The following is a 25,508-nucleotide window of genomic DNA, read 5'->3' as shown; positions in this document are numbered from 1 at the left end:
CATCGAACAAACATTGACCTTGCTATAACGCAGGCGCTATCATTGCCGCCCTAAAATATGCACTGGTCGAGTTTTAGCCAATCTGACCAGGGATCGAGAACCGATCTGGCCACGCCAGACGGACAAAATTGAAACCGAATCTATCAGGTAGGTGATTTCCGAATGCCAGCTGTTAAAGTGAAAGAGAATGAGCCGTTTGACGTAGCACTGCGTCGCTTCAAGCGTTCCTGCGAAAAAGCGGGTGTACTTTCTGAAGTACGTCGTCGCGAGCACTACGAGAAGCCGACCGCTGTTCGTAAGCGCAAAGCAGCCGCTGCCGTTAAGCGTCATCTCAAGAAGCTTCAGCGGGAACAGCGCAAGTTCGAGCGTCTGTACTGAGTTTTACCTGACGCCGCTTGACTGCAAAGCACTGATTGCCTGTCCAGCCGCAGGCTGCACAGAGCGACTCAAAAATGCCGCCGAGGCCTGGCTTCGGCGGCATTTTTGGCTATTGGCCAACTCCGATGACGGCCTGATGTGGAGCCCCCATGAGCGGACTGATCCCTCAACAGTTTGTTGAAAACCTGCTGGATCGTATCGATCTGGCGGAGCTGATCGGTTCCCGCATTACGCTCAAGAAAGCCGGGGCCAACTACAAGGCCTGCTGCCCGTTCCACGACGAGAAAACGCCCTCGTTCAACGTCCGGCCAGACAAAGGCTTTTACCATTGTTTCGGATGCGGCGCCCACGGCGATGCCATCAGCTTCGTCAGGGAGTTTGAAGGCCTGGGATTTACCGAAGCGGTTGAGGAGCTGGCCAAACGAGTGGGGCTTGAAGTCCCCTATGACCGGGCGGCAAAGCAGGAAATGCAGCAGGCGCGGACTTTAACCGACGCGCTGGACTTTGCCACCCGTTTCTATCAATCGGCGCTCAAGGGTCAGCAAGGCGCCTACGCCCGGGACTATCTGAAACAACGGGGACTGGATAACGCCATCATTGAGCAGTATCAGGTGGGGTATGCCCCCTCAACCGGTACCGCCCTGTTTGATGCCGCCAGCAAGGACCTGCAAGGCCCGCTGATTGAGACCGGAACGGTGTCTGACAAATACGGCAGGCCAAGAGATCTGTTCCGCAACCGGGTCATGTTCCCGATCCGTAACACCCGCGGCAGAACCGTTGCCTTTGGTGGGCGCACGCTTGGTGACGACAAGGCAAAATACATCAACTCTCCGGAGTCAGATGTATTCCACAAGAGTCGCGAGATTTACGGGCTTTTCGAAGCCAAGCAGGCCATCCGGCAGTTAGACAAGCTGCTGGTGGTTGAGGGTTACATGGACGTGATCGCCCTCGCCCAACACGGCATTCACTATGCAGTTGCGACACTGGGCACCGCGACGAATCAGGACAGTCTGCAGGCACTGTTAAAGCAGGTCAGGCACATAGTGTTCTGCTTCGACGGCGACCAGGCCGGCTTCCGGGCCGCCGACAAGGCCATGGAAAACGCGCTGGAACTGATGGCCGACGGCCTGCACCTGCAGTTTCTGATGCTGCCTCAGGGCGAGGATCCGGACACCCTGGTGCGCGAGGAGGGAGCGCAGGCCTTCCAGAAGCGCATTGAAGGCGCAACACCTCTGTCACGGTACCTGTTCGACCGGCAGAGTGAAGGACTGGACCTGCAGCTACCGGAGCACCGGGGCGAACTGCGAGCCAGGGTTGAACCCCTGCTGAACAAAATGCCCAGAAGCACCCTCCGGGATGCCATGTGGCACGAAATGCTGCGCCTGTGCGGCGGCCGGAACCAGTGGCAGAACCGCCAGCAGGGACAGAAAGGCCGGTGGAACGGCGAGCGACGGGACCGGGTTTCCGAAGATCGGATTGATGTAAAGCTCAGCAAGGACAGCATTCTGTGCCTTGCCCTGCTGGAAGCACCGGACCTGGCCACCGAGGTGACCGAATTGGCCCGCAGCTCCCGGCTGTTCAATAAGGCCCGGAATTTTGCCGAGTGGATTCTGGCAAGCGACATTCGGGACCGGAAAACGTTGGTGCGCGGGATGGCGCTTGATTCAGCCGCTCGCGCGCGGTTTTACCACCTGTTTGACGGGATCGAGCACATTCCGGCAAGGGAAAGCACCTTGGCCGCCGCCCGAGAGCTGCTGAGCCCGAATGAAGAGGCTGCCCGCCAGCAAAGGCTTGCCACACTATTGAGAAACCTGTCCAACCTCACGAGCGAGGAACGACAGGAGCTGAGAGCCCTGAGTGGTGGCACCGGGGACTAGCAGCACTTGAAACTTGACGCTCTGATCACCATCTAACCATTCGGTGGCAGAGCAACCGAGCGACAGCTATAATGGCTGTTTAACTTTTTTCCGTCTAAAAGCGAGTTCACAGGGTGTCTATGTCAGGCAATTCGCAAAAATCACGTTTGAAAGACCTCATTGCACGAGGCAAGGAACAAGGTTACCTGACTTACGCCGAGGTAAACGACCACCTCCCGGAAGACATCGCCGACCCGGATCAGGTCGAAGACATTATCCGCATGATCAACGACATGGGTATCCAGGTGTGCGAAGAAACACCCGACGCCGATACCCTGCTCATGACCGAGGGTGATTCCACCGCTGACGAAGCCGCCGCCGCAGAAGCCGCCGCTGCTCTGGCCGCTGTTGAAACCGACGCCGGCCGCACTACGGATCCAGTTCGCATGTACATGCGCGAAATGGGCACCGTCGAGCTACTTACTCGCGAGGGCGAAATCGTCATTGCCAAGCGCATCGAGGAAGGCATTCGTGATGTGATGGCCGCCGTTGCCCACTTCCCAGGCACCGCTGGCACCGTTATCCAGGCCTACGACCGCATTCTTGAAAACGAAGGCCGTATCAGCGACATCGTAACCGGCTTCCTGGATCCGGACGATGCCGAGCCGTTCATGGGTGAGGACACCACCCCCGAAAGCTCTGATGATTCCGACTCTGATTCAGACGATGACGACGACTCCTCGGAAGAAGAAACCGATAACGGCCCGGATCCGGAAGAGACCCGGCTTCGTTTCGAACTGCTCAACGAAAAGCTGGATGCAGCCAACAAGGCTTTGGCCAAGCACGGTCGTTCCGACAAGAAAACCCAGGAAGCCCTGAACGAGCTGGGCCAGGTATTCGCTCCGTTCAAGCTCGCCAACAAGGCATTTGACGAACTGGTCAACGTGGTTCGTTCCACCAATGATCTGGTTCGCGAGAACGAGCGCGCGATCATGCAGATCTGTGTTCGCGAGTGCAAAATGCCCCGCAAGGACTTCATCAAGTCATTCCCGGGCAATGAAACCAACCTGGATTGGGCCGACAAGATCGCCAAGAGCAAGAAGCCTTACGCAGCGCCGATGGCCGAGCGTATTGACGAGATTGTTCGCCTGCAGAAGCGCATCCAGAACGTGCAGACTGAAGTGGATCTGGACGTTGCCGATATCAAGGAAATCAACCGTCGCGTCTCCATCGGTGAAGCCAAGGCTCGCCGTGCCAAGAAAGAAATGGTTGAAGCCAACCTGCGTCTGGTTATTTCTATCGCCAAGAAGTACACCAACCGTGGCCTGCAGTTCCTGGACCTGATCCAGGAGGGCAACATAGGCCTGATGAAGGCTGTCGACAAGTTCGAATACCGTCGGGGTTACAAGTTCTCGACCTACGCGACCTGGTGGATCCGTCAGGCTATCACCCGCTCCATCGCGGACCAGGCCCGCACCATCCGTATTCCGGTGCACATGATCGAAACCATCAACAAGCTCAACCGTATCTCCCGCCAGATGCTGCAGGAGATGGGCCGCGAGCCGACGCCGGAAGAGCTGGGCGAGCGCATGGAAATGCCCGAGGACAAGATCCGCAAGGTACTGAAGATCGCCAAAGAGCCTATTTCCATGGAAACCCCGATCGGCGACGACGAAGACAGCCATCTGGGCGACTTCATCGAAGATATCCAGGCTCTCTCCCCGGTGGATTCTGCCACCGCCGAAGGCTTGCGCGAAGCCACGCGCTCGGTACTGGCTGGCCTTACCGCCCGCGAGTCCAAGGTACTGCGGATGCGTTTTGGTATCGAGATGAACACTGACCACACCCTGGAAGAAGTCGGCAAACAGTTCGACGTAACCCGGGAGCGGATCCGTCAGATCGAAGCCAAGGCCCTGCGCAAACTGCGTCACCCGTCACGCTCCGACCACCTGCGCGGCTTTATCGACGACCAGGGCAACGGATAAGCACTACAACAGTAGCGGGCGCCTTACCTCACCGGTATAATGGCGCCCGCTTTGTTTCCCCCCAGGAAACACCTTTCAAAACAGCATTCGCTGAACGGGCCTATAGCTCAGTTGGTTAGAGCAGGGGACTCATAATCCCTTGGTCGCTGGTTCGAGTCCAGCTGGGCCCACCACTTCCTGTATCCGCAATGACAAAGAATATCCATACGAAGTGTCAATCGTTTATCGATACATGGTTCTCCCGCCCTTAATTTTTGTCAAAAAAGCCAACGTCCCCAAAAGACAAGCCGAATACACTAGCTCCTGAACAAAAATACCAGCCGTGCAAGGACACCTCACGGCACGAGTATAAAAACAACGAAGTAATGGAGTGTATCAATGGCTTTTTCCTCCCTTTCCCGGTCAAGGGCACTGTCTCTTGCCATCGCCACCGCCTCTGTCGGTTTTTCTCTTCCGGTTAATGCCAGCATGGGCAACCTTGGCACCACCTACGGTGTCATGCCGGTGGATGTCGCCACGGCCCAGTCCCTGTCGATGTTTAACGATCAGGTATCCGCCACCTATTACAACCCCGCTTACTTGACCAAAGATGAGCGTGGTGAGCTGACCGCCGGCATTCTGCACGCCGAGCAGGAGCTTCGTTCTGCCAACCCGAATGCCAGTGGCGATATCCTGGCCAACTCGCCAAGCCAGCACGTTCTTATTGGCATGAAAACCAATCTGGGTTCTTTGACTCGCTTCAAGCATCCAATCTATCTGGGCTTTATTGCCGGCGTCGAGAAATACGGCAAGGAAATGCTGGCCTTCGATTCGCAAACCACGGAGAACGGCCAGTTCCTGCAGTACGGTAAAGAACCCCTGTTCCTGAATATCGGGGGCGCTACGCCGATCTGGCGCGGCATCTCCGCCGGAGCCTCGGTGCGCGTTACCCTGGATGCCCAGGCAAACCTTGATGCGGTCTCGACCCTTGGTGGCGAAACCAGCCGCGAGCGACTGGCAGTCAACGCTGAACCCTCACTGAAAACGATCCTGGGCACCAACATCGACCTGGGAAGCACGCTTTGCCCTGACAGCGACTGTTTCCTGAACGGATGGGAAACCGCATTTACCTATCGCACCAAGTCAGCTGCTTCTACATCGGTGGACTCCAACATTATTGTTACCCAGACCATACCGGATCCCGGCCTGAGTCTGGCGGTCTCTACCATTGACTCCTTCCAGCCGGAAACCTTTGGTGTTGGTGCCCAGTTCAGGGGCGAAAACTGGCGGATCGGTGGCAGCGTGGAGCAGCAGAACTGGTCAGAGTTGGAGAACGAGTTTTCTTCCGACACCATCAAGGACCAGCAGTCGGTGCCAGCGGGCAGCCGGATTCAGTTCGACGACGTGCTGATTCCCCGAATCGGCGCCGAGTACGCGCTCAACAAGAACTTCTCCGTCCGTGGCGGCGTGGCGTACGAGGAATCCCCCCTCAAGTCCACTCGCAATCCGGAGATCAATTATCTCGATACCGACAAGATCGTCGTCGGCCTGGGCCTGAGCGCCACATACGACCGCACCCGTCTGCTGGCCTACCCCGTCCGCCTGGACATTGGTTATCAGTACCAGCAGCTTCAGGAACGGGATTTTACGCTGGTGGATTTTGATGGCAACGAAACACCGGTTACGGCAGACGGCGACGTTCACGTTGTCAGCGGCTCCATTACCCTGAAGTTTTAAGGAGGGCACGCCATGAAGTACAACAAAACACTGGCACTGGTTCCCGCCCTGTTACTGGCTGCCTGTGGCGGCGACGAACAGACCATGAAAGAGACAGTCTCTCCCGGCTCTGTGATCTATTCCTATCCGACCGACGGGCAGGCGGGGGTCAGCCCGAAGGCAGACATCGTTCTTCGCTTCAGCCACGCCTTGACCGACGAGGATGCGGGCCTGCAAGAAAAGATCCTGGTGGAATCCCAGGGCCAACCTGTGCCCTTCTCGATCAGCCGGGTGGACGGGGGCAAGAGCCTGAAGCTGTCCCCTACCTCAGAGCTCGACCAACTCGGCGCGTACACGGTGACCTTTAGCGAGCCCCTGGTGGCCGAAGGCGGTCGACAAATAGTCACACCCAACGCGGTGGGCGACGCCGGCATCCAGTTCGAGACCCGGGGCGGCTTCTCCGGGCCGGCGAGCACAACCAACTCAGCCGAGGATTTTGGTATTGCCTGGCAGGTGCCGGCAAATGATGGTCCGTTCAAGGCCATGATCTTCTCTACCTTCCGGTTGGCCATGACCCATCCCGTCCACCCAGAGTGGGAGGCCCTGGGCGGGTCGATCCAGCTTCGCGATGGCAACGGCGATGAAGTCCCGGCGATGGTTCGGGTAAAAGGCAACCGGATAACCGTGGATCCCTGCGTGGTCGAGGATCCCCGGGAATGTGGCAGCAAGGACGATGTTCTAGATACCAACCAGACCTACACGCTACAACTCGAAAACCTGGCCAGCCTCAACTCCCCGCAGACCGATCCGTTCAGTCACGAGTTTACATTCACGCCTACAGAAACCGGACCCACCGTGGTGCTGCAGCAATCGGCTGTTGACTCCGGCCTGGCGTCAGGTGCAGTGGAAGAGAACGCAACCCGGTCAGTTCTGAACGGACAGGTCATCAACGGCGTAACTCTCAATTCCGTACTGCAAGGTGAAGCCGGCCCATCCCAACAGACCGGCGACCTGTTTGCGGAGCTGGCCTATGCACCAGCGTTCGGGGCCGATGAAGCACTGCCGTTGCGCATTGCCCGCGGCAGCGTGCTGAACAGCACCAGTCTTGATGTTCTAGTGGGCGGGGAGGTGCCGGTTCTGGATGCCGCCACCGGCCAACTCCAGACAACCGGCAACATCAAGGTCACCATGCTCTCAGATGCCTCGGGCTACCTGAGCCCTAACCCCTATACCGACGACATCAACGCACCAAGGCACATTACGTTGTTTATGGATGTCTCCATGAACACCGAAAACGCACAGCCCAATGCGGCGCTGTCTCAGGATTTGATGGGTGTGGAACTGCGCGGCATTGCCCTGGTGCAGGATGGTGTACTGACCATCGACGCCATCGGCATGGTGGAGCCCAATCTTCTGGGGCAGGAGTACACTGACTCGACCATCGCGTTCCACCTGCAGGCGGCGACCGATGCCGACTCGGTACTGGATGCAGAAATGCTCCGTGAATTGGACAGCACGCCACCGAGCCTGGTCAGCTGGATGCCCGGCCCCGACAATGCCATTCCAGACACGCGCCAGTCCATGCAGCGGCCGGGGGATCCGGTCATTCTCTTCTTTGATGAGCCCCTGTCCAAGGACTCCATTGATTCCGGCGTCTCGCTGTTCGCTGATGGTGTTCCCGTCGAGGCACTTGAGACCAAGCTGGACGGAACGGCGATCATCCTCAATCCCGACGGTGGCCTTCGCCATGGAGTCGACTATGAAGTCGTTGTTGATGGTTTGACCGATCTCGCCGGCAACCCGGCCACCACCGCTCCCTTGCAGTTTTCACTGGAAGACATCGGGGACTCCTCCGTAACCAGACGCCCTGCCCTGGCCCTGACCACCTATCCGGGCTACCCATGCGAAACCGACCACAGCCTTCTGGACCTCTCCGCTGGCGTACTTGGGCAGTGCTATTCGGATGGCGGTGTCGGAGACATTCTACCAGTCAGTACCATGCCGTCAGATCGCCCCATCACCGTGGTCTTCTCAAAGTCCATGGATCTGGATTCGATTGTTCCCGGCGACACGTTTATGGTTGAAAAAGTGAGTCAGGAACCGAATGGCTCGGTGACAGTCCTGGAAAGCGATGTGCCTGGTCGGCTTGAGAAAAACCTTCAGCGGATCCGCTTCTACCCGGACCAGCCCTGGGAGCCTGGCGCACACTACCGCTACACCCTGAAATCATCCGAAGACGCCGGTACCTGCACAGCCGGAAACTACGGTTCGATTTGCGACAGCGATGGATTAGCCCTGAAAACCGACCTGCTTGAAGGGCTGGATGACGGCGGCAGCAACAACGGTCCCGATGACATGGTGATCTATTTCACTGGAACAGAGCCGCTGGACAGCGTGTTCACACCGCTGCGGAACCTGCCCGTTCGCGATACCAACGCAAACTTCCTGGTGGATTGCGACTCAAATACCAATCCGGAGTGTCTTGAGCCTTTCGCCCACGAGGGCAGCGACAATGACGGTTGGGCCGCTTCAGCCAATTCAACCAAACTGAGGGTGCGCAATAACGAGGCCTCCGCTTCTCCGCCTGTTATTGTCGCCAGTACTGCCGATGCCCGGGTCGGCTGCGAAACCGGCGAGCGTTGCCCGAAAGACAAGTTCATCTATCAGACCTATGCCCTGAACACGGAGGTGGTTGGCCCTGGCGTGTATGAACCAACCGGCGATGAAGGGATTCTGGTGAACCTGTATCCCACGCAATTGGCGACCACTTCGATCAGCGTGTTCACAGAACTCAGGGTTTTTGGATTTATCCCACTTCAGGAGGAATCCATTACCAATACCCAGGTTCTCCGCATGCGCTACGCCAAGGACGATCCGGCGTGTTCGGGCCCAGCCTGCAGCCGTTCCAGCCTGATACCCGGGGTGATCACCGAAGGCGACAATGGCCAACCGGTATTCAAGACCCGGGCGGAACTTATGCTGGATGCACCGGACATGGAAATTCCTCTCGGGGGCCGTCACGATCTTTATGGCAGGGAATTTGTGCTTGAACTCGAAGGCAATATCACCTTTTTCGATGACGGCCGGATGCAGATTGAGCAACGCAACTCCAATCTGGTGGACATCAACGTTCGGGCGCGAGCCCTGGGCGTTCCCGGCGGTGAAATTGTGACGATTGATCTGCCTCTTCAGATTCCCGAACAGGGCGTCTACCTCAACTTCATCTCCAACCCGGTCAAAGAGATACCGGTGGACCACTGAAGAGCTCTGGAGTCCGCACAAAGGGTCAGCCTTCGGGTTGGCCCTTTTTGCAAAGGAGGATACCCCATGGCCATTCCCCCTCTCAGTCATTTGCTGCTAATCTGGTTTCACATTGAAACCGCGATAACACAATAACAACCCGCCAGGAGCACCTCCTCATGGAAAACGGCACCCACTATCGTACCTGTCACCTTTGCGAGGCCATGTGCGGTGTCGCAATCGAACTGAAGGACGGTCGGATCGCATCCATCAAGGGTGATGAAAATGATCCACTGAGCCGGGGACATATCTGCCCGAAGGCGGTTGCGTTGCAAGACCTGCACGAGGATCCGGACCGCTTGAAAAAGCCGGTCCGGAAGACCCAGAGCGGCTGGCAGGAAATGGAATGGGCCGAGGCGTTTGATCTGGTTGCCGAAAAACTCCACCAGACCCGTCAGGACCACGGTCGCAACAGCATCGGCGTCTATCTGGGCAACCCGAATGTCCACAACCACGGCTCTCTGGTTGCCACCATGCCGTTGCTGCGGGCAATCGGAACCCAGAACCGGTTCTCGGCAACCTCGAACGATCAACTACCTCACATGCTGGCCAGCCTGGAGATGTTCGGGCACCAGGTTCTGTTTCCCATTCCCGATATCGATCACACGGATCTGTTTATCTGCATTGGCGCCAATCCCATGGCATCCAATGGTAGCCTGATGACCGTTCCGGACTTTCGTGGACGGCTGAAGGCCCTGAAACAGCGCGGTGGCAGGATGATCGTGGTTGACCCGCGCCGCACCGAGACCGCGAAGCTGGCCGACGAGTTCCATTTCATCCGGCCCGGAAGCGATGCCCTGATGCTGATGGCCATGGTGCACACATTGTTTGAAGAAGGGTTGGTGGATCCTGGACCGGCCGAGCGCTTGGTGAAGGACGTAGACCTTCTGCGTCTGGCCGCCCTCAGCTTCACCCCAGAGGCCGTCAGCGAGCCCACCGGCATCTCCGCAGAGGACATCCGGGCGCTGGCCAGGCAACTGGCCAATACCCGGAAGGCAGCCCTGTATACCAGGATGGGCACCAGCACCCAGACGTTTGGCGGTGTGGCTACCTGGCTGGCCTACTGCCTTAATATCCTGACCGGGAAACTGGATCTGCCGGGCGGAGTTCTGTTTTCGCAACCGGCGATCGATCTGGTGGAACTCGGCGCCATGGCCGGTCAAAAAGGCCACTTCGGCAAGCGCTACAGCCGCGTTAAGGGGTTGCCTGAGTTTGCCGGCGAATACCCGGCCAGCACAATGGCCGATGAGATGCTGACACCCGGTGAAGGGCAGATCCGGGCCTTTGTCACCGTTGCCGGCAACCCGGTGCTTTCCAGCCCTAACGGGCGACGCCTGGAAGAGGCTCTCGCCGGCCTCGACTTCATGGTATCGGTGGACTATTACCTGAACGAAACTACCCGTCATGCCGATATCATTCTGCCGCCAACAGCGGCATTGGAACGCAGCCACTACGACCTGATTTTCAGCATGTTTGCGGTGCGCAATTTCGCCAAATACAGCGAAGCACTGTTCGATGCCGGCCCGGACACCCGCCATGACTGGCAGATCTTGCTGGAACTGGCCCATCGGCTGGAAAAGCTCCAGAAGGGCGGGAAGCTCCCCATGCGCACGGAGCTGGGCTGGCGCGCTTTCAAACAGATTGGCCCCGATCCCGTTCTTGATCTGCTGTTGCGCTCAGGTCCCTATGGCGCTGATGCCGGACGCGCCCGGGGCTTTGTGCAGCCCGCAGTTGATCTCGCCATTGACATCCTGCCGAAGCGAAACCCGCTTCGTGGCCTGGCCAAACTCAGCCCCCTGAACCGCCACTGGGACGAACTACCCAAAGGACTGTCCTTGAGCGCCCTGAAGGATAATCCAAATGGGGTCGATCTAGGGCCGCTGCGATCATCCCTGCCAGAGCGGCTGTTTACACGCGACGGCAAGATCAACCTTGCCCCCAGGCGCTACCTTGACGATCTAGGGAGGCTGCGCGATACCCTGGCAGCTCCCGGAGGAGATTCCCTACAACTGATCGGCCGGCGCCATGTCCGAAGCAACAACTCGTGGATGCACAACAGTCAGCGGCTGGTAAAAGGCAAGGACCGTTGCACTTTGATGATCCACCCCAGGGATGCCAGTCGCCTGGGTTTGCAGGCGGCTGACTCCGCCGAGATTGCATCCGAATCCGGGCAGATTGTTTTACCGGTCGAGATTACCGAGGATCTCATGCCGGGCGTGGTGTCCATTCCCCATGGCTGGGGCCATGACCGGGACGGCACCGGCCAGTCGGTGGCTACAGCCCACGCTGGCGCCAGCATCAACGACGTGCTCAGCGACGGCGATATTGATCCGCTCTCCGGTACTTCCGTATTGAATGGGCAACCCGTCAGTGTCAAAGTCTGGCGCCCGGAGCGCCAACGCAAACGGGCTTGATTCAAAAAAGGAGTCGATAATGCCCCAGTGGCTGCAATGGAGTCTGATCATCGCTGGCCTGGTCGCCATCATCCTTTTGCTGGTGTTTATCCGCCGTCAAATAGGATTGCTCTCGGAAAATCGCAAGCGGCAGGCCAAGGCCGAGGAGTTCCAGACCAACCGCAGAAAAGACATGATCCGCAGTATCCGGGTCATAGCTATGGCCGTTGAAGAGGACCAGATCGAATACTCGGAAGCCTGCCTCAGGCTAAAGGGCCTCCTCGACCACATTGCCCCGGAGTTGTTGGATCAGGCGCCTTTCAGGATTTTTCAGGAAGTACACGACCAACTGCAGCACATGCCCACCCATCGGGCCCGTCAGGCAACGGAAACGAAGTTCGTGGATAAAATGGACAAGGAACGATTCGAGGTTGAGCAGAAACACGCCGACGAGATTCGCAGAGCGGCAACGGCTGTCCGACACCATTCTTTTTGACCGCAGTTACGCGCTCGCAGCAACTGGTCAGACCTCATTTTTGTAACATTTTGTAACTTGAATAGTGGTAAAACAGATATTTTAGTTCAGCAAATCAAAAGGTTCTGTAGATTCGAAAAACTGACACCCTGCTCATTCCTTCACAGTTACAACTGTTGACTTTTCTTTTTTCTATCAGGGTCTAAATTGAAATCAGGGACGCACCTATCATCTGCGGAAGGTGCCACCTAACGTTGTTTTCTCCTGATAAGTTTGGACGACACTGCAATAAAGCGGGTGAGCTTGCCGGCCTTGGGGCCGGCTTTTTTTGGTATGAATCTGGAAGAGATCGCTTGTTACTGGCTCATCATGCCGGCCATGGCCATCACACTGTCCTTGCTGTTAACCAGTTCATCAAACTGTTCTTCAACCTGCGCCCGATCGAGCCCGAGCCCATCATAGAACCCCTGACTGACTTCCTCTCCCGCGCCCAGAGCCACGCCCCTGGCCGTTAGCAACTGACGGCCCAACCACAGCAACCTGGCATAGACGCTGTGAGTTCCATCGAAGGAGGGGTTCTTCTGGTAGCGGATCGCCAGGGTGACCTCATCCGGCATGCCCCAGTTCTCCATCAACTGGGCGGCGATCTGTTCCCGGGTAATGCCAAGCAGATAGTGCTCGATAACCGAAGAATCAATATCGGGATTTACTTCCAGTGACCGGCACACCAGCTTGAAATGGGGTGGGAACACCTGTGCAAGAACCAGATGACCGAAGTTATGGAGCAGTCCGCCGAGGTAGGCAAGGCCGAACACTGGTCGCTCACCACGAGGCATCATGCTGGCCAGGATGCCCGCTGACTGAGCCTGCCAGATTGCCTGCTGCCAGTAATCAACGTAGCCCTCCGGGTGATCCTGGGGCTGTTTTAGTGCCCGCCCGAGTGAAAGGCCCATCGCCAGGTTCATGACCAGATCGAAACCGAGTACCCGGGAAACGGCGTCGTGCACTGACTTTACCTGGCCTGCCGCCGCATAGAAGGAAGAGGATGCCCAGCTGACCACCTGTGCCGCGAGGCTCGGGTCACTCTCGACAATATCAACGAGGTCACCCATGACGGCGTTGGGATTGACCCTGAGATGGATAATCCGCTGGGCCGTTTCCGGCAGCGGCGGCAGCTCCAGAGTGTCTTCCAGTCGCTGCTGTATTCTCAGGCCGGTGAATTTCTTGATGGCGGAATGGAACTGGTCCCGATCCCTGCCGTGGTCATCAAGATTCACGTTGATGGATTCCGGAGCAACGGCGAAGGAACGCCGATCCGCCTTGGCGGTCAGGGCCCGGAAATCCTCTGCTGGCATGACCATCGCCAGATTCTGCTCGCCCAGTTCCAGGGCAACCGCCGGCAGGTCATCCACGCGTTCATCGACCACGGTTGGCCAGCCTGTCAGAGACGGCAGAGCCGGAAGCGCCTTGAGACCGGCCCTTTCCCGAACCCGCAACTGTTCACGCCGTTTCATCAGGCAAAGATCGCGGCCAAGCTGCTTGTTCAGCTGTTCCAGATCAATCAGATCGTCGCGCCGGCAGATTACCTGCAGATTCCCTTGCTCATCACTGAGCAGAACCATTCGCAACAGTTCTTTCTGGCTCGCCTGGCCTGCATCCCTGAGGGATACACCAGCTGCTGTCTCCCCCAGAGCCTGCTGAACTGCGACAGGTAATTCCATAAATCTCTCCCGAATATTCCTGTTTTCCGTCGTATACGCCGAGCCTGAAATTCACACTAAACTCAGTATAGGGCAAAGAAATTACCCTGACGTTGACCGAACTCTATTTCCAGACCGCTTTCATACGCACTCAGCGACCGAATGGACGTTTTATACATCCCCGTAACGGATTCTTTCACCAAGCCAACGTCGAACCAGAGCGCCGACAATCTCCGGGTGAGCCATCAGGCCTGGCGCCATTTCCCGAACCGGCTCGATCCAGCCCTTGTCCCGTTCAAAGTCCGCCAGCCGAAACTGCATCATACCGGTTTGCCGGGTCCCCAACACCTCTCCCGGCCCCCTGATTTCCAGGTCTTTCTCGGCGATGAAGAAGCCATCCTGACTGTCCCTCAGGGCCTGTAGTCGTGCCTTGCCATTCACAGACAACGGCGGGTGATACATCAGCACACAGAAACTGGCCTGCTCGCCCCTGCCAACACGACCGCGAAGCTGATGCAGCTGTGCCAGCCCAAGCCGTTCAGGGTTTTCAATGATAATCAGCGAGGCGTTCGGTACGTCCACGCCGACCTCAATAACCGTGGTTGCAACCAGCAGATCCAATTCGCCTACCTTGAACTGCTCCATCACCGCCGCCTTTTCCTGAGCCTTTAGCCGCCCGTGCACCAGCCCCACCTTCAGATCCGGCAATCGCTCGGCCAACTCCTGAGCGGTGACCTCTGCCGCCTGACACTGCAGGGCTTCGGATTCTTCTATGAGAGTGCAGACCCAGTAGGCCTGTCGCCCTTCATGGCAAGCGCTGCGAACCCGTTCAATCACATCTTCCCTGCGGCTGTCGGGAATCACGATGGTTTCTATCGGCTTTCTGCCCGGCGGAAGTTCGTCAATAACTGAGGTATCCAGGTCTGCATAGGCGCTCATGGCCAGCGTTCGGGGAATCGGCGTTGCCGTCATGATCAGCTGGTGGGGTGCCAGCGACCCACCCACGCCCTTTTCCCGCAAGGCCAGCCTCTGGTGTACGCCGAAACGATGCTGTTCGTCCACGATCACCAGGGCAAGGCGGTGAAACTCGACGTCTTCCTGGAACAAGGCATGGGTGCCTATCACCACGGTGGCATTGCCGGATTGGACCGCGTCCAGTGTTTCAGCCCGGGCCTTACCCTTGACCTTCCCGGATAGCCAGGCGAGGCGAATACCGAGTGGCTCCAGCCAGGCCCGGAAATTCTGGAAATGCTGTTCAGCGAGGATTTCGGTGGGCGCCATCAATGCCACCTGGGCACCGGCACCAATGGCCTGCAAGGCGGCTAGCGCCGCCACCACGGTCTTGCCGGAGCCAACATCCCCCTGGACAAGCCGGAGCATTGGCAGCGGCTGACTCAGGTCCTGACGGATGTCGGCCAGCACATGACGCTGGGCACCGGTGAGCGTGAAAGGCAGGGAATCCAGGAAACGGTCGGGCAGATCCCCCGTGGGCAAAAGTGGCAGCGCCTCCCTGGCCTGGATTTGTTCGCGTACCTGAAGCAAGCTAAGTTGGTGCGCCAGCAACTCCTCCATTACCAGGCGCTGCTGAGCCGGGTGACGCCCCTCCATCAGGAGATTTACCGGTGCGCTCGCAGGAGGGGAATGCACAAGCTGCACGGCGTCGGTGATTCCGGGCAACTGGTACTCGGCCAGCAGATTCTCCGGCAGCCAGTCGCGAATCGGGAACCGCTGGAGATAGCCCAGGGCCTGCTGGCACAGCGAGCGCACCCGGGGCTGCTGAATCCCCTCGGTCAGTGGGTAAACCGGCGTCAGGGTAGCCTCACCTTCAGCTGGCATAGGCGGTGGATTAACCTGGTATTCCGGGTGGTAAAACTCATAACCTGCACGGCCCGGACGAACCTCGCCAAAGCAGCGAACCCTGGCGCCCTCGCTCAGCTGGTTCTTCTGGGCGGCGTTGAAATGAAAAAAACGCATCACCAGGAAGCCGCTGTTATCCCGCAGAGTCACCTGCAGGCTGCGCCTGCGCCCCATCACGAGATCGGCTTTCATCACCTCCCCTTCAACCACCGCCACATCGCCAATGCGAAGGCTTCCCATGGGTACGATACGGGTGCGGTCTTCGTACCGATGGGGCAAATGGAACAACAGATCCTGCAGGGAGGTGATACCCAGCTTGGCGAGTTTCTCCGCCAGGGCGTTCCCTACGCCCTTGAGCTGGGTGACCGGTATGTCATCCAGTGACGTCATAGTCAGGCTCAGGCGCTTTCGGCCACAGCCGGCGTATCCGTTTTCGCCTTTTCAATGACCCGGCACTGACTGGCAGCCAGGGACAGCACATCAATAGCCTTGGGCCGGGGGAAGGTAACCCGCCAGGCCAGAGCCACCGTGCGGAACGGCACCGGCGGCGCGAACGGCCGAACGGCCAGAATGTCCTCATGGTACTGCATGGCCGTGGCGGCCGAGAGTGGCAGTACCGTGATGCCCAGACCGGAGGCGACCATATGGCGAATGGTTTCCAGGGAACTGCCTTCGGTGACCAGAGCCGGTGAGCCGTTGTTGGCCCGATGCGTTACCGCCTCCACCAGGGGTGGACAGGACTCCAGCACCTGATCCCGGAAACAGTGGCCTGGCCCCAGCAATAGCAATTGCTCTTTAGCCAGTTCATCGGCCGTCAACTGCTCCTTGCTTGCCAGCGGGTGTCCGGCAGGCAGCAGGACAACAAACGGCTCGTCGTACAGCGGCAGGGTAACCACTTCCGGCTCTTCAAACGGCAGGGCAATAATAATGGCGTCCAGCTCGGACTGCCGGAGTTTCTGCCTCAGGTTGGCAGTGTAATTCTCTTCAATGTAAAGCGGCATTTCCGGAGCAGCACGCCGCAGTTCCGGCAGCAGGTGCGGGAACAGATAGGGACCAATGGTATAGATGGCACCCACTTTCAAAGGTGAGTTGAGCTGGTTCTTGCCATCCTGCGCCATGTCCTTGATCAGGCCTACCTGATCAAGGACACGCTGTGCCTGCTCAATAATGCGTAGGCCGGTTTCGGTGACACGGATGCTGCTTTTGCTTCGCTCGAACAGAGGGATTCCGAGCTCATCCTCCAACTTTTTAACGGCAACACTGAGCGTTGGCTGACTGACATGGCAACGCTCTGCGGCCCGGCCAAAATGCCTTTCGCGGGCCAGCGTAACGACGTATCGTAACTCGGTGAGAGTCATGGTGAGCTCCGGTCAGAAAGATGCGGGTCGAAGTTTCACGAATTTATGAGGTCAAGCATAAGGATTGAAATTGTCTATGGCAATCACCGAAGGTAGTAAGGCGCCCCGAATTCTGGTGGCCGGTTGCGGCAAACTCGGGGGTGCCATTGCCAGCCGCCTGGAAACCTCGGCCACCGTGTACGGCCTGCGCCGAAACCCCGACCGGGTTCCCGAGGGCATTCAAGGCATCGGCGCCGACCTGACCCAACCGGAAACCCTCAGCGGTAAACTGCCGGAAGGGCTCGACATCGTTCTCTATTGCCTGACGCCCTCCAGCTACGATGAGCAGGGTTATCGGGACGCCTACGTGACCGGCCTGGCAAACTTGTTGGAAGCCCTGGGCGGTCAATCGCTGAAGCACCTGTTCTTTGTCAGTAGCAGCAGTGTCTATTCACAGGATGACGATAGCTGGGTCGATGAACTCAGCCCTGCCAAACCCGCCCGGTTCAGCGGCGAGCAGGTTCTGGCCGGTGAGCAGACCGCGCTGGAAAGCGGCCATCCGGCAACGATCATTCGTTACAGCGGCATTTATGGGCCCTCCCGGCGGCGTTTTCTTGAGGAGGTTCAGGCGGGACGGATGAATCCGACCAAGCCAGCACCGTTCAGCAACCGGATTCATGAAGACGATGCCGCAGACGCGGCGGCCCATCTGGTGAATCTGGCACTTTCGGGAGCGGCTCTTCAAACCTGCTACCTTGCCAGCGACTGCGAGCCGGTGCGGCTTGATGAGGTGGTGGACTGGGTCCGGCAGCAAACACCCTGTGCCGAGCCAAAGCCCGATGCCCGAAAAGGCGGGCGGGCCGGCAGTAAACGCTGCTGCAACAAAAGATTGCTGAGCACCGGCTTTCAGTTCCGCTATCCGGATTTCCGGGCCGGCTACCGTGCCATGATCGACCAGGGCTGAGCTGAGCCCTCAGCATTTAAATAAGAAAGGCGGCCCGAGGCCGCCTTTTCTGAATTCTGCTGTCATCAGGTCTCAGCTGAGCACCATCACCGCTTCCATTTCAATGGGCACACCCTTGGGCAGCGCCGCGACACCCACCGCCGCACGGGCCGGATAGGGTTCCTGGAAATAGGTGGCCATGATCTCGTTGACCGTGGCGAAATTCGCCAGATCAGTCATGTAGATATTCAGCTTCACGATGTCCTTCAGCTCGCCACCGGCGGCCTCGCAGACAGCCTTGAGGTTATCAAACACCTGGCGGGTCTTGGCAGAAAAATCGCCGGCGACCACTTCCATGGTTTCCGGTACCAGCGGAATCTGGCCAGACAGGTACACGGTGTCCCCTGCCTTGACCGCCTGGGAGTAGGTACCGATCGCCTGGGGCGCATTCTCGGTCTGAATTACAGATTTGTTGGTCATGACCCTTGGTTTCCTCTCATCCAAAACGCCAATCGTCGCCCTTGCGCCGCGCGCCTGTCAACCGGGCTTTGGTCGGGTTCAGTGCCGTACGCGGCTGATGTGGGTAATTGCACGAATGTTGCGGATTCGACGCATTACCCGAGCCAGGTGCCGCCGACCATTGACGTGCACCACCAGGCTGACAACGCCAAAGCGGGCATTCTGCTCTTCCACATTAATGCGCTCGATGTTTCCGTCAGCCATGGCTACCGCGTTGGCCATCTCGGCAATCACACCACGCTGGCGCTCCAGCTCTACCCGCAGTTCAACGGAAAACTCATCGGTAATGTCCTTGGCCCACTTCAGGTGGGTCAGGCGGGCCCGGCCCTCGTCATCCTCCGGCAAGCGGGAGCAGGTATCAGAGTGAATCACCATGCCTTTGCCGGAATCCATCACCCCAACCACCGGATCTCCCGGAATCGGCTTACAACAGCTGGCGAACCGGACCAGCAAACCTTCGGTGCCACGGATGGTCACGGGGCTGTGATTGCCACCCTCGATATCGCGAGGCCCCTCAGCTGCCTCAGTTTCTTCGGAGCCGCTGACTAGCTGACGGGCAACCAGGTAGGCCATACGATTGCCCAGGCCGATGTCACTGATCAGATCATCAAAACTGTTCACCTGATTATGATTCACGACCGCCTGCTTCTGGGCGTCGCTTATCTCTGACAGTTTCGCGCCAAAGCCTTTGAGGGACTTCTTGAGCAATGTGCGGCCCAGCTCCAGCGATTCCGCCCGCTTCTGGCTCTTGAGCACATGACGGATACTGCTGCGCGCCTTGCCGGTCACCACAAAACTCAGCCACGCAGGGTTAGGCCGGGCCCCGGGTGCGGTAATGATCTCAACGGTCTGGCCACTCTGCAGAGGCTGACTCAATGAGCCCAGGTTGCGGTTGATTCGACACGCGACGGTAGCGTTACCAATATCGGTATGGATGGCGTAGGCGAAGTCCACCGGCGTTGCCCCGCTGGGCAACTCCATGATGCGGCCCTTGGGCGTGAACACGTAGATTTCATCCGGGAACAGATCCACTTTCACGTGTTCGATGAACTCCATGGAGTCATCGGCCCGCTCCCGCATTTCCATCAGCCCCTTCACCCAGCGGTCCACCCGCGCCTGATTCACGCTGGTTACGCTGCTGGGCTCGTTCTTGTACATCCAGTGAGCCGCGATACCGTTATTGGCGATGTGCTCCATCTCCTCCGTACGGATCTGGATCTCGATGTTCACATGCATACCGAACAGAGTGGTATGGAGCGACTGATAGCCATTGGCCTTGGGCATGGCAATGTAGTCCTTGAACCGGCCAGGCAGCGGCTTGTACAGGCTGTGAACGGCGCCAAGGATGCGGTAGCAGTCATCTTCGGTGTCGGTGATGATCCGGAAGGCATACACATCCATGATTTCATGGAAGGACTTCTGCTTGAACTTCATCTTGTTATAGATGCTGTTCAGGTGTTTTTCCCGGCCCAGAATCCGGCCCGGCAGGCCTCGCTCCTCCAGCTTTTCCTGCAGCTTCCCGCGGATATCCTCGATAATTTCCCGATGACTGCCCCGGAGTTTGTCCACGGCCTTGGAAATGTACTTGGAGCGCATGGGGTACAGGGAGGTAAAGCCCAGGTCCTCAAGCTCGGTGCAGATGGAGTGCATGCCCAGGCGGTTCGCGATGGGGGCATAGATGTCGAGTGTTTCGGTGGCGATGCGTTGGCGCTTTTCGTAGGGCATCGGGCCGAGCGTGCGCATGTTGTGCAACCGGTCCGCCAGTTTCACCAGAATGACCCGGATGTCCCGCGCCATGGCCAGGGTCATTTTCTGGAAGTTTTCGGCCTGGGCTTCCGCCCTGGAGCGGAACTCGATCTGGGTCAGTTTGCTGACCCCATCCACCAGTTCCGCAACGTCCTCGCCAAACTGTTCCGCCAGAGCGTCCTTGGGAATACCGGTGTCTTCAATCACATCATGGAGCATGGCCGCCATCAGACTCTGATGATCCAGCCGCAGGTCGGCGAGAATATGGGCAACAGCCAGGGGATGGGTAATGTAGCGGTCGCCGCTCTTGCGCATCTGGCCCTCATGGGCCTGCTCGGCGTAATAGTAGGCCCGTCGCACCTGGTTGATGCGATTGGTATCAAGATAGGAGCTGAGCTCTCGAGCCAGTCCTTCAACCGTAGCCTCTGCCGACACCGCGCCTCCACAATTCCATGAAATTCAGGGACAAAAAAACCCGAATGCACGCATCCGGGTCCTTCCATAGTCCTTCCAGCAACGTTCTATAGTTACACTATAAAACCGCGGGGACAGATTTCAATGCTTCTCACTTGCGGACAGATACTTATATACCTGGCCGCAGGTGCCTTACTCGTCGTCGTCTTCCTTGAGCAGATCACGAGTAACCTTGCCTTCGGCAATTTCGCGCAGAGCAATTACCGTAGGCTTATCATTCTCTTCAGCCACCATCGGCTCGGCACCCTTGGTAGCGAGCTGACGGGCACGCTTGGTTGCCAGCATTACCAGCTGGAAGCGGTTATCAACGTTTTCCAGACAATCTTCAACGGTAACTCGTGCCATAACTTCCCCGACTCATAAAATGACTGTTTTCAGCAGACCGCACAGTTTACTGTGACCGGTTCAATTTGTATACAGGAAACCCCCGTATCAGCGCGGGCCCGACAACCCCGCCAGGAGCGCCCGGTGCCTGGGCTGCTGAACCTCCATGCGCAGGCGCTGGGCGCGAACAATGGCCAGCAGATCAGCGAGCGCAGCGGCGAAGTCATCGTTGACCACCAGGTAATCGAACTCCACCGCGTGACGGCACTCCTCCTCAGCCTCTGCCAAACGACGCTCCACCACTTCCGGCGCATCGGTGCCACGGCCGACCAGTCGCTGGCGCAACACTTCAGGCGAAGGAGGAACGATGAAAATGCTGACACACTCGGGAATCAGTCGGCGCACCTGGGCGGCGCCCTGCCAGTCAATCTCCAGGATCACATCCTGGCCCTTTGACAGGGTTTCCCGAACCCAGACCTGAGAGGTACCGTAGTAGTTACCAAAGACGTCGGCGTGCTCAAGAAAATCGCCCCGGGCGATCATCGCCTCAAACTCGACCCTGCCCACGAAATGATAATTCACCCCGTCCTGCTCACCTTCTCGCATAGTGCGCGTGGTATGGGAAACGGACACGCCGAGTTTCTCGTCATTGCGGAGCATTTCCGCCACAAGGCTGGTCTTGCCGGCACCGGATGGCGCGGAGATAACGTACAGAGTACCCTGCTCAACTGCCTGACTCATAACCCGAGAACTCCAAACCTGAACGCGACGGCCGCCTGTTTCGACCGGTAAAGCCGGGAATTATACGGACTTTGCCAAAACACCGCACCCCAGAGGCGAGCCAGCTGATACCATTTGCCTATACATCCGCTCAGTGACTGCAAAATCCCATGCGAACCACCATCGATATCACCCTGAAACAAACCAGCAAAGCCATAGACGCCCTGAGTGAGGCGGCGCCGGGGCTCTCCCGACAGAAAATCAAGGATGCCATGGCGAAGGGTGCTTGCTGGTGGACGCACAAGGGCAAACGCCTTCGACTGCGCCGCGCCACCAAGGAACTCAAGCCGGGCATCCGGCTGCAGCTTTACTACGATGAAAAGGTGTTGGCGAGAAAACCGGAGGGTCCGGTTCTACTGGAGGATCTGGAGCGCTACACAGTGTGGTTCAAGCCTCACGGCCTGCTGGCCCAGGGCTCACAGTGGGGTGACCATTGCAGCCTGCTTCGCCTGGCGGAACTTCAGCTCCAGCGCCCCTGCCACCTGATCCACCGACTTGATGCCGATGCCGCCGGGCTGATGCTGATTGCCCATGACCCGAAAGCCGCAGGCGCCCTTTCCCAGCGCTTTTCAGGCAGAACCATGACCAAGCGTTACAAAGCGCGAGTGTGTGGCGTGATGGAGACGCAAGACCAGGTGGTTGATGCGCCCGTTGAGGGAAAACCGGCGGTCAGTCATGTTTCGACACTGGCGACCAATGAGGCTGAGCAGACTTCCCTGCTCCAGGTCAGTATCGAGACCGGTCGGAAGCACCAGATCCGCCGCCATCTGGCTGGCCTCGGGCACCCGATACTCGGTGATCGCCTGTATGGTCGGGCCGCGGGCGTTCCCTTGCAGCTCCTGGCCTTCTATCTCGAATTCGACTGCCCCCTCAACAAACGCAAGATGGTGTTCGAACTGCCCGCAGAGCTGGACACCCTGGGACAGAACCAGAGCTGACCACTAAAACAGAAGCCCGGGCTATTCCAGGTTCTGCACCTGCTCCCTCATCTGCTCGATGAGCACCTTGAGATCCACCGCGATGCGTGTGACGCCGGCATCGATGCTCTTGCTGCTCAGGGTATTGGCCTCCCGGTTCAGCTCCTGCATCAGGAAGTCGAGCCGCCGGCCTATAGCGTCGTCGCTTTTGAGGGTATCCGTCACCTCGCCAATATGCGCGTCCAACCGATCCAATTCTTCGGCAACATCGCTCTTCTGGGCCAGCATGACCATCTCCTGAGCCACCCGCTCGGCATCCAGCTCCACTTTGGCTTTTTCAAACCGCTCCCGAAGCGTTTTTTCCTGGGCATCCAGCAATTCCGGCATGCGTTTACGCACATCGGCGACAAGACTGCCCATGGTATTGAGGCGATCCTCGAACAGAGGCCGCAGGCGCTCCCCCTCACGCTCGCGTACCGAGGCCAGGTCGGACACGGTCTGTTCGAAGAGTCCTACGGCAGCCTCTTTTGCAGGGCTGTAATCCTGCTCCGGCACGGACAGCACGCCCGGCCATCTGAGGATATCCAGGGCATTGATGTGGGCCGGATTATCCAGCATCCGGTTGATGTGGTTGGCCGCCTCATTCACCGCCTGGGCCATGTCTTCGCTGATCTCGAAGCTCTGGGACGCCTTCTCTGCAGACTGCAGGCGCATGGACACATCCACCTTGCCCCGTTTCAGCTGTTTTCTCAGCTCTTCCCGAAACCGGTTTTCCAGTTCCCTGAAAGCCTCCGGCAACCGGAATGAGGGCTCCAGATATCGATGGTTGACGGTCCGGATTTCACAGGTCAGCGTACCCCAGTCTCCCTGGACATCCTTGCGGGCAAATGCGGTCATACTTCGGATCATGTTGGCTCCGCTTCGATAGATAATGATAAACCTAGTCTAACAGGCTCTTAACAGCGTCGGCGAACCGGACAAAAGCCCAACACCAACGTGTTATACTGACCGGCCTTTTCGACAAACGTTCGACCGGGACACGCGCCCGGACATTCAATAATGATTTCAGGAAATACTATGCGTCCAAGCGGCAGAACGCCCGAGCAACCCAGAGATGTTCGAATCACCCGCAACTACACCCGTCATGCCGAAGGCTCGGTGCTGGTGGAATTCGGGGATACCAAAGTCATCTGCACCGCCTCCGTCGAAAACAAGGTTCCCCCATTTCTCAGGGGCGAAGGCAAGGGCTGGATCACCGCCGAATACGGCATGCTGCCCCGCTCCACGGGCAGCCGAATGGGTCGGGAGGCTGCCCGCGGCAAACAGGGTGGTCGCACCGTCGAAATCCAGCGCCTGATTGGTCGCTCCCTGCGTGCTGCGGTGGATCTGACCGCCCTTGGCGAACACTCCATTACCATCGATTGCGACGTCATCCAGGCCGATGGCGGCACCCGCACCGCGGCGATCACCGGCGGCTGCGTGGCGCTGGTGGACGCCCTGAACCACCTGGTCGCCGAGAAGCGCCTGAAGAAATCGCCCCTCAAGCAGATGGTCGCTGCACTATCAGTCGGTGTTTACAAAGGCACCCCAGTGGTGGATCTGGACTACCCGGAAGATTCCGAAGCCGAGACCGATATGAACGTGATCATGACTGACCAGGGCGGCTTCATTGAGATTCAGGGAACAGCGGAAGGAGCTCCGTTCGACCAGTCAGAGCTGGACAGCATGCTGACTCTGGCCAAACAAGGTATCGAGCAGTTGTTTGAGATTCAAAAGGCTGCTCTGGAGGCCTGACGACTGCTGATTAAGCAGCCCGCGTGTCCGGAGGGGGAAACCTTTCCGGAACACGCTACTGTTCGAAAAACCTCACAAGCATGGGGCGCCTGCGTGGTGACGCTTTCCCATACTGTTGAGGGCCATGGATGGCCCGATTCAAGCGCACAGGGAAGTGCTTGTAGCGTGTCTGGGAAAGCGTTGCCGCGCAGGCGCCTTCCCCCAGACTTAGAAGCCGATTTCGATGTCGTAATCCATGATCACTGGGGCGTGATCGGAGAAGCGGGTCGAGTCGTCAATCCAGCCATCTTCGATGGTCTTGCGGATGCCAGGTGTCAGTAGCTGGTAATCCACACGGATGCCGGCATTCTTGCGGGAACCCTCGGCCTGCTCGGGCCACCAGGTGAACTGGTTGCTCTGCTTGTTGATCTCACGGAAACCGTCAACGCAGCCCATTTCATCGAACAGGCGATCCAGCCACGCACGCTCGTGGGGCAGAAAGCCGGAGAAATCCAGTTTGTGGTAAAGCGGGCTGGCATCGGTTACGTGATGGGCGGTCTGAAGGTTGGCGCAGAAGATGAACTGCCGACGCTTGCGCAGTGTTTTCTGCATGTGCAGGCCGAAGGACTCCATGAACTCGTCCTTGTGATCCAGCACAGTGAGGTCGTCCTCGCCGATCAGCTCTTCTTCTCGGCCAAGGGCGCAGGGCGCCAGCACGCAGGCGACAGACACCTTGTCAAAATCGGCCTGAATGAAACGGCCTTCGCGATCTGCCTGTTCATTGGCGAACCCGTACATGATGGCTTTCGGGAAATGGCGGGTGTAGATACCGACACCGCCATCCTCGTTTTTTTCACCATCGATGAAATAGGCTTCGTACCCTTCCGGAATCAGGTTGTAGTCTTCAATCTCGTAGGCGCGCATGCGGTGATCCTGGACACAGACCACGTCAGCGTCCTGCTCTGCCAGCCAGTCGAAAAAGCCTTTTTCAACAGCCTGGGCGAGGCCATTGACGCTGATTGATACTACCCGCATACGTGTTCCCTGATTCGGTTT

Annotated in this window: 19 protein-coding genes and 1 tRNA gene; 11 read left to right on the top strand and 9 right to left on the bottom strand. The window is 58.2% G+C overall.

The annotated features are described in order from the left end of the window. The first annotated feature begins 162 nt into the window (after nt 1–162). The 8 genes from rpsU to SIC15_RS02985 all read left to right on the top strand — a co-directional run bounded on the left by rpsU (nt 163) and on the right by SIC15_RS02985 (nt 12,103). Nucleotides 163–378 carry a 30S ribosomal protein S21 gene (gene rpsU / locus SIC15_RS03020; RefSeq protein ID WP_007153483.1) on the top strand — a complete coding sequence of 72 codons (216 nt, stop codon included), beginning with the start codon at nt 163–165 and terminating at the stop codon, nt 376–378. A gap of 149 nt (nt 379–527) precedes the next feature. After that, nucleotides 528–2,255: a DNA primase gene (gene dnaG, locus SIC15_RS03015; RefSeq protein WP_412537053.1), complete on the top strand. Its 1,728-nt coding sequence runs from the start codon at nt 528–530 to the stop codon at nt 2,253–2,255. 119 nt (nt 2,256–2,374) lie between these two features. Beyond that, on the top strand, nt 2,375–4,219 hold the full coding sequence (gene rpoD, locus SIC15_RS03010) for an RNA polymerase sigma factor RpoD (protein ID WP_069184791.1): 1,845 nt from the start codon (nt 2,375–2,377) through the stop codon (nt 4,217–4,219). Between the two features lie 96 nt (nt 4,220–4,315). Then, nucleotides 4,316–4,392: transfer RNA gene (locus SIC15_RS03005), tRNA-Ile, on the top strand. Between the two features lie 205 nt (nt 4,393–4,597). Continuing rightward, nucleotides 4,598–5,935 (top strand): alkane uptake protein AupA, encoded by a 1,338-nt coding sequence (aupA, locus tag SIC15_RS03000; protein WP_412537052.1) that lies wholly within the window; start codon nt 4,598–4,600, stop codon nt 5,933–5,935. A 12-nt stretch (nt 5,936–5,947) separates the two neighbouring features. Beyond that, nucleotides 5,948–9,175, top strand: a complete 3,228-nt coding sequence (locus tag SIC15_RS02995; protein ID WP_412537051.1) for an Ig-like domain-containing protein — start codon at nt 5,948–5,950, stop codon at nt 9,173–9,175. A 158-nt stretch (nt 9,176–9,333) separates the two neighbouring features. Further along, nucleotides 9,334–11,628: a molybdopterin oxidoreductase family protein gene (locus SIC15_RS02990; protein WP_412537050.1), complete on the top strand. Its 2,295-nt coding sequence runs from the start codon at nt 9,334–9,336 to the stop codon at nt 11,626–11,628. A 19-nt stretch (nt 11,629–11,647) separates the two neighbouring features. Then, a complete protein-coding gene (locus tag SIC15_RS02985; RefSeq protein WP_136631303.1) occupies nt 11,648–12,103 on the top strand; it encodes a DUF2489 domain-containing protein in 456 nt (151 codons plus the stop codon). A 335-nt stretch (nt 12,104–12,438) separates the two neighbouring features. On the opposite strand, the gene SIC15_RS02980 is transcribed toward SIC15_RS02985, so the two are convergent. The 3 genes from SIC15_RS02980 to SIC15_RS02970 form a co-directional block, all read right to left on the bottom strand. Then, nucleotides 12,439–13,803, bottom strand: coding sequence for an HDOD domain-containing protein (locus SIC15_RS02980; protein ID WP_412537049.1), 1,365 nt, complete (start codon nt 13,801–13,803; stop codon nt 12,439–12,441). 150 nt (nt 13,804–13,953) lie between these two features. Further along, on the bottom strand, nt 13,954–16,029 hold the full coding sequence (gene recG, locus SIC15_RS02975) for an ATP-dependent DNA helicase RecG (protein ID WP_349343865.1): 2,076 nt from the start codon (nt 16,027–16,029) through the stop codon (nt 13,954–13,956). Between the two features lie 8 nt (nt 16,030–16,037). Next, nucleotides 16,038–16,997: a hydrogen peroxide-inducible genes activator gene (locus SIC15_RS02970; protein ID WP_069184785.1), complete on the bottom strand. Its 960-nt coding sequence runs from the start codon at nt 16,995–16,997 to the stop codon at nt 16,038–16,040. A 76-nt stretch (nt 16,998–17,073) separates the two neighbouring features. On the opposite strand from SIC15_RS02970, the gene SIC15_RS02965 reads away from it, so the two are divergent. Next, entirely contained in the window at nt 17,074–17,940 is an 867-nt protein-coding gene (locus SIC15_RS02965; RefSeq protein ID WP_412537048.1) for an NAD-dependent epimerase/dehydratase family protein, read from the top strand. 72 nt (nt 17,941–18,012) lie between these two features. Here the strand turns inward: SIC15_RS02965 and SIC15_RS02960 are convergent, their stop codons facing one another. From SIC15_RS02960 to gmk, 4 genes are all read right to left on the bottom strand, one after another. Then, nucleotides 18,013–18,399: a RidA family protein gene (locus tag SIC15_RS02960; protein ID WP_008169589.1), complete on the bottom strand. Its 387-nt coding sequence runs from the start codon at nt 18,397–18,399 to the stop codon at nt 18,013–18,015. Nucleotides 18,400–18,477: 78 nt separating this feature from the next. Continuing rightward, complete coding sequence (locus tag SIC15_RS02955) at nt 18,478–20,619, bottom strand: RelA/SpoT family protein (RefSeq protein ID WP_136631405.1); 2,142 nt, start codon at nt 20,617–20,619, stop codon at nt 18,478–18,480. Between the two features lie 171 nt (nt 20,620–20,790). Further along, nucleotides 20,791–21,003: a DNA-directed RNA polymerase subunit omega gene (gene rpoZ, locus SIC15_RS02950; RefSeq protein WP_069184782.1), complete on the bottom strand. Its 213-nt coding sequence runs from the start codon at nt 21,001–21,003 to the stop codon at nt 20,791–20,793. An 87-nt stretch (nt 21,004–21,090) separates the two neighbouring features. Further along, entirely contained in the window at nt 21,091–21,723 is a 633-nt protein-coding gene (gene gmk / locus SIC15_RS02945; RefSeq protein ID WP_136630810.1) for a guanylate kinase, read from the bottom strand. A 149-nt stretch (nt 21,724–21,872) separates the two neighbouring features. Here gmk and SIC15_RS02940 point away from each other — a divergent pair, with 149 nt between their 5' ends. After that, the gene (locus SIC15_RS02940) at nt 21,873–22,700 is read left to right on the top strand and encodes an RluA family pseudouridine synthase (RefSeq protein ID WP_412537047.1); all 828 of its coding nucleotides are present in this window, start codon (nt 21,873–21,875) and stop codon (nt 22,698–22,700) included. Between the two features lie 21 nt (nt 22,701–22,721). On the opposite strand, the gene SIC15_RS02935 is transcribed toward SIC15_RS02940, so the two are convergent. Continuing rightward, nucleotides 22,722–23,588, bottom strand: a complete 867-nt coding sequence (locus SIC15_RS02935; protein WP_412537046.1) for a YicC/YloC family endoribonuclease — start codon at nt 23,586–23,588, stop codon at nt 22,722–22,724. Nucleotides 23,589–23,756: 168 nt separating this feature from the next. On the opposite strand from SIC15_RS02935, the gene rph reads away from it, so the two are divergent. Then, entirely contained in the window at nt 23,757–24,473 is a 717-nt protein-coding gene (rph, locus tag SIC15_RS02930) for a ribonuclease PH (protein ID WP_136630813.1), read from the top strand. 207 nt (nt 24,474–24,680) lie between these two features. Here the strand turns inward: rph and SIC15_RS02925 are convergent, their stop codons facing one another. Then, entirely contained in the window at nt 24,681–25,487 is an 807-nt protein-coding gene (locus SIC15_RS02925) for an exodeoxyribonuclease III (RefSeq protein WP_209399032.1), read from the bottom strand. Nucleotides 25,488–25,508 lie beyond the last annotated feature (21 nt).

It is taken from the genome of Marinobacter sp. MIT932201, from assembly GCF_047123295.1.
In the GTDB taxonomy this organism is placed as follows: domain Bacteria; phylum Pseudomonadota; class Gammaproteobacteria; order Pseudomonadales; family Oleiphilaceae; genus Marinobacter; species Marinobacter salsuginis.
This window is presented reverse-complemented; position numbering and strand designations above follow the sequence as displayed.

What these genes read in the sequence shown, in the direction of transcription:
- SIC15_RS02940 (WP_412537047.1), top strand. Translation starts at nt 21,873, where the DNA reads ATGCGAACCACCATCGATATCACCCTGAAACAAACCAGCAAAGCCATA.
- rpsU (WP_007153483.1), top strand. Translation starts at nt 163, where the DNA reads ATGCCAGCTGTTAAAGTGAAAGAGAATGAGCCGTTTGACGTAGCACTG.
- SIC15_RS02985 (WP_136631303.1), top strand. Translation starts at nt 11,648, where the DNA reads ATGCCCCAGTGGCTGCAATGGAGTCTGATCATCGCTGGCCTGGTCGCC.
- aupA (WP_412537052.1), top strand. Translation starts at nt 4,598, where the DNA reads ATGGCTTTTTCCTCCCTTTCCCGGTCAAGGGCACTGTCTCTTGCCATC.
- rpoZ (WP_069184782.1), bottom strand. Translation starts at nt 21,003, where the DNA reads ATGGCACGAGTTACCGTTGAAGATTGTCTGGAAAACGTTGATAACCGC.
- SIC15_RS02925 (WP_209399032.1), bottom strand. Translation starts at nt 25,487, where the DNA reads ATGCGGGTAGTATCAATCAGCGTCAATGGCCTCGCCCAGGCTGTTGAA.
- SIC15_RS02995 (WP_412537051.1), top strand. Translation starts at nt 5,948, where the DNA reads ATGAAGTACAACAAAACACTGGCACTGGTTCCCGCCCTGTTACTGGCT.
- SIC15_RS02980 (WP_412537049.1), bottom strand. Translation starts at nt 13,803, where the DNA reads ATGGAATTACCTGTCGCAGTTCAGCAGGCTCTGGGGGAGACAGCAGCT.
- rpoD (WP_069184791.1), top strand. Translation starts at nt 2,375, where the DNA reads ATGTCAGGCAATTCGCAAAAATCACGTTTGAAAGACCTCATTGCACGA.
- SIC15_RS02960 (WP_008169589.1), bottom strand. Translation starts at nt 18,399, where the DNA reads ATGACCAACAAATCTGTAATTCAGACCGAGAATGCGCCCCAGGCGATC.
- SIC15_RS02965 (WP_412537048.1), top strand. Translation starts at nt 17,074, where the DNA reads ATGGCAATCACCGAAGGTAGTAAGGCGCCCCGAATTCTGGTGGCCGGT.
- SIC15_RS02990 (WP_412537050.1), top strand. Translation starts at nt 9,334, where the DNA reads ATGGAAAACGGCACCCACTATCGTACCTGTCACCTTTGCGAGGCCATG.
- rph (WP_136630813.1), top strand. Translation starts at nt 23,757, where the DNA reads ATGCGTCCAAGCGGCAGAACGCCCGAGCAACCCAGAGATGTTCGAATC.
- SIC15_RS02935 (WP_412537046.1), bottom strand. Translation starts at nt 23,588, where the DNA reads ATGATCCGAAGTATGACCGCATTTGCCCGCAAGGATGTCCAGGGAGAC.
- gmk (WP_136630810.1), bottom strand. Translation starts at nt 21,723, where the DNA reads ATGAGTCAGGCAGTTGAGCAGGGTACTCTGTACGTTATCTCCGCGCCA.
- SIC15_RS02970 (WP_069184785.1), bottom strand. Translation starts at nt 16,997, where the DNA reads ATGACTCTCACCGAGTTACGATACGTCGTTACGCTGGCCCGCGAAAGG.
- dnaG (WP_412537053.1), top strand. Translation starts at nt 528, where the DNA reads ATGAGCGGACTGATCCCTCAACAGTTTGTTGAAAACCTGCTGGATCGT.
- recG (WP_349343865.1), bottom strand. Translation starts at nt 16,029, where the DNA reads ATGACGTCACTGGATGACATACCGGTCACCCAGCTCAAGGGCGTAGGG.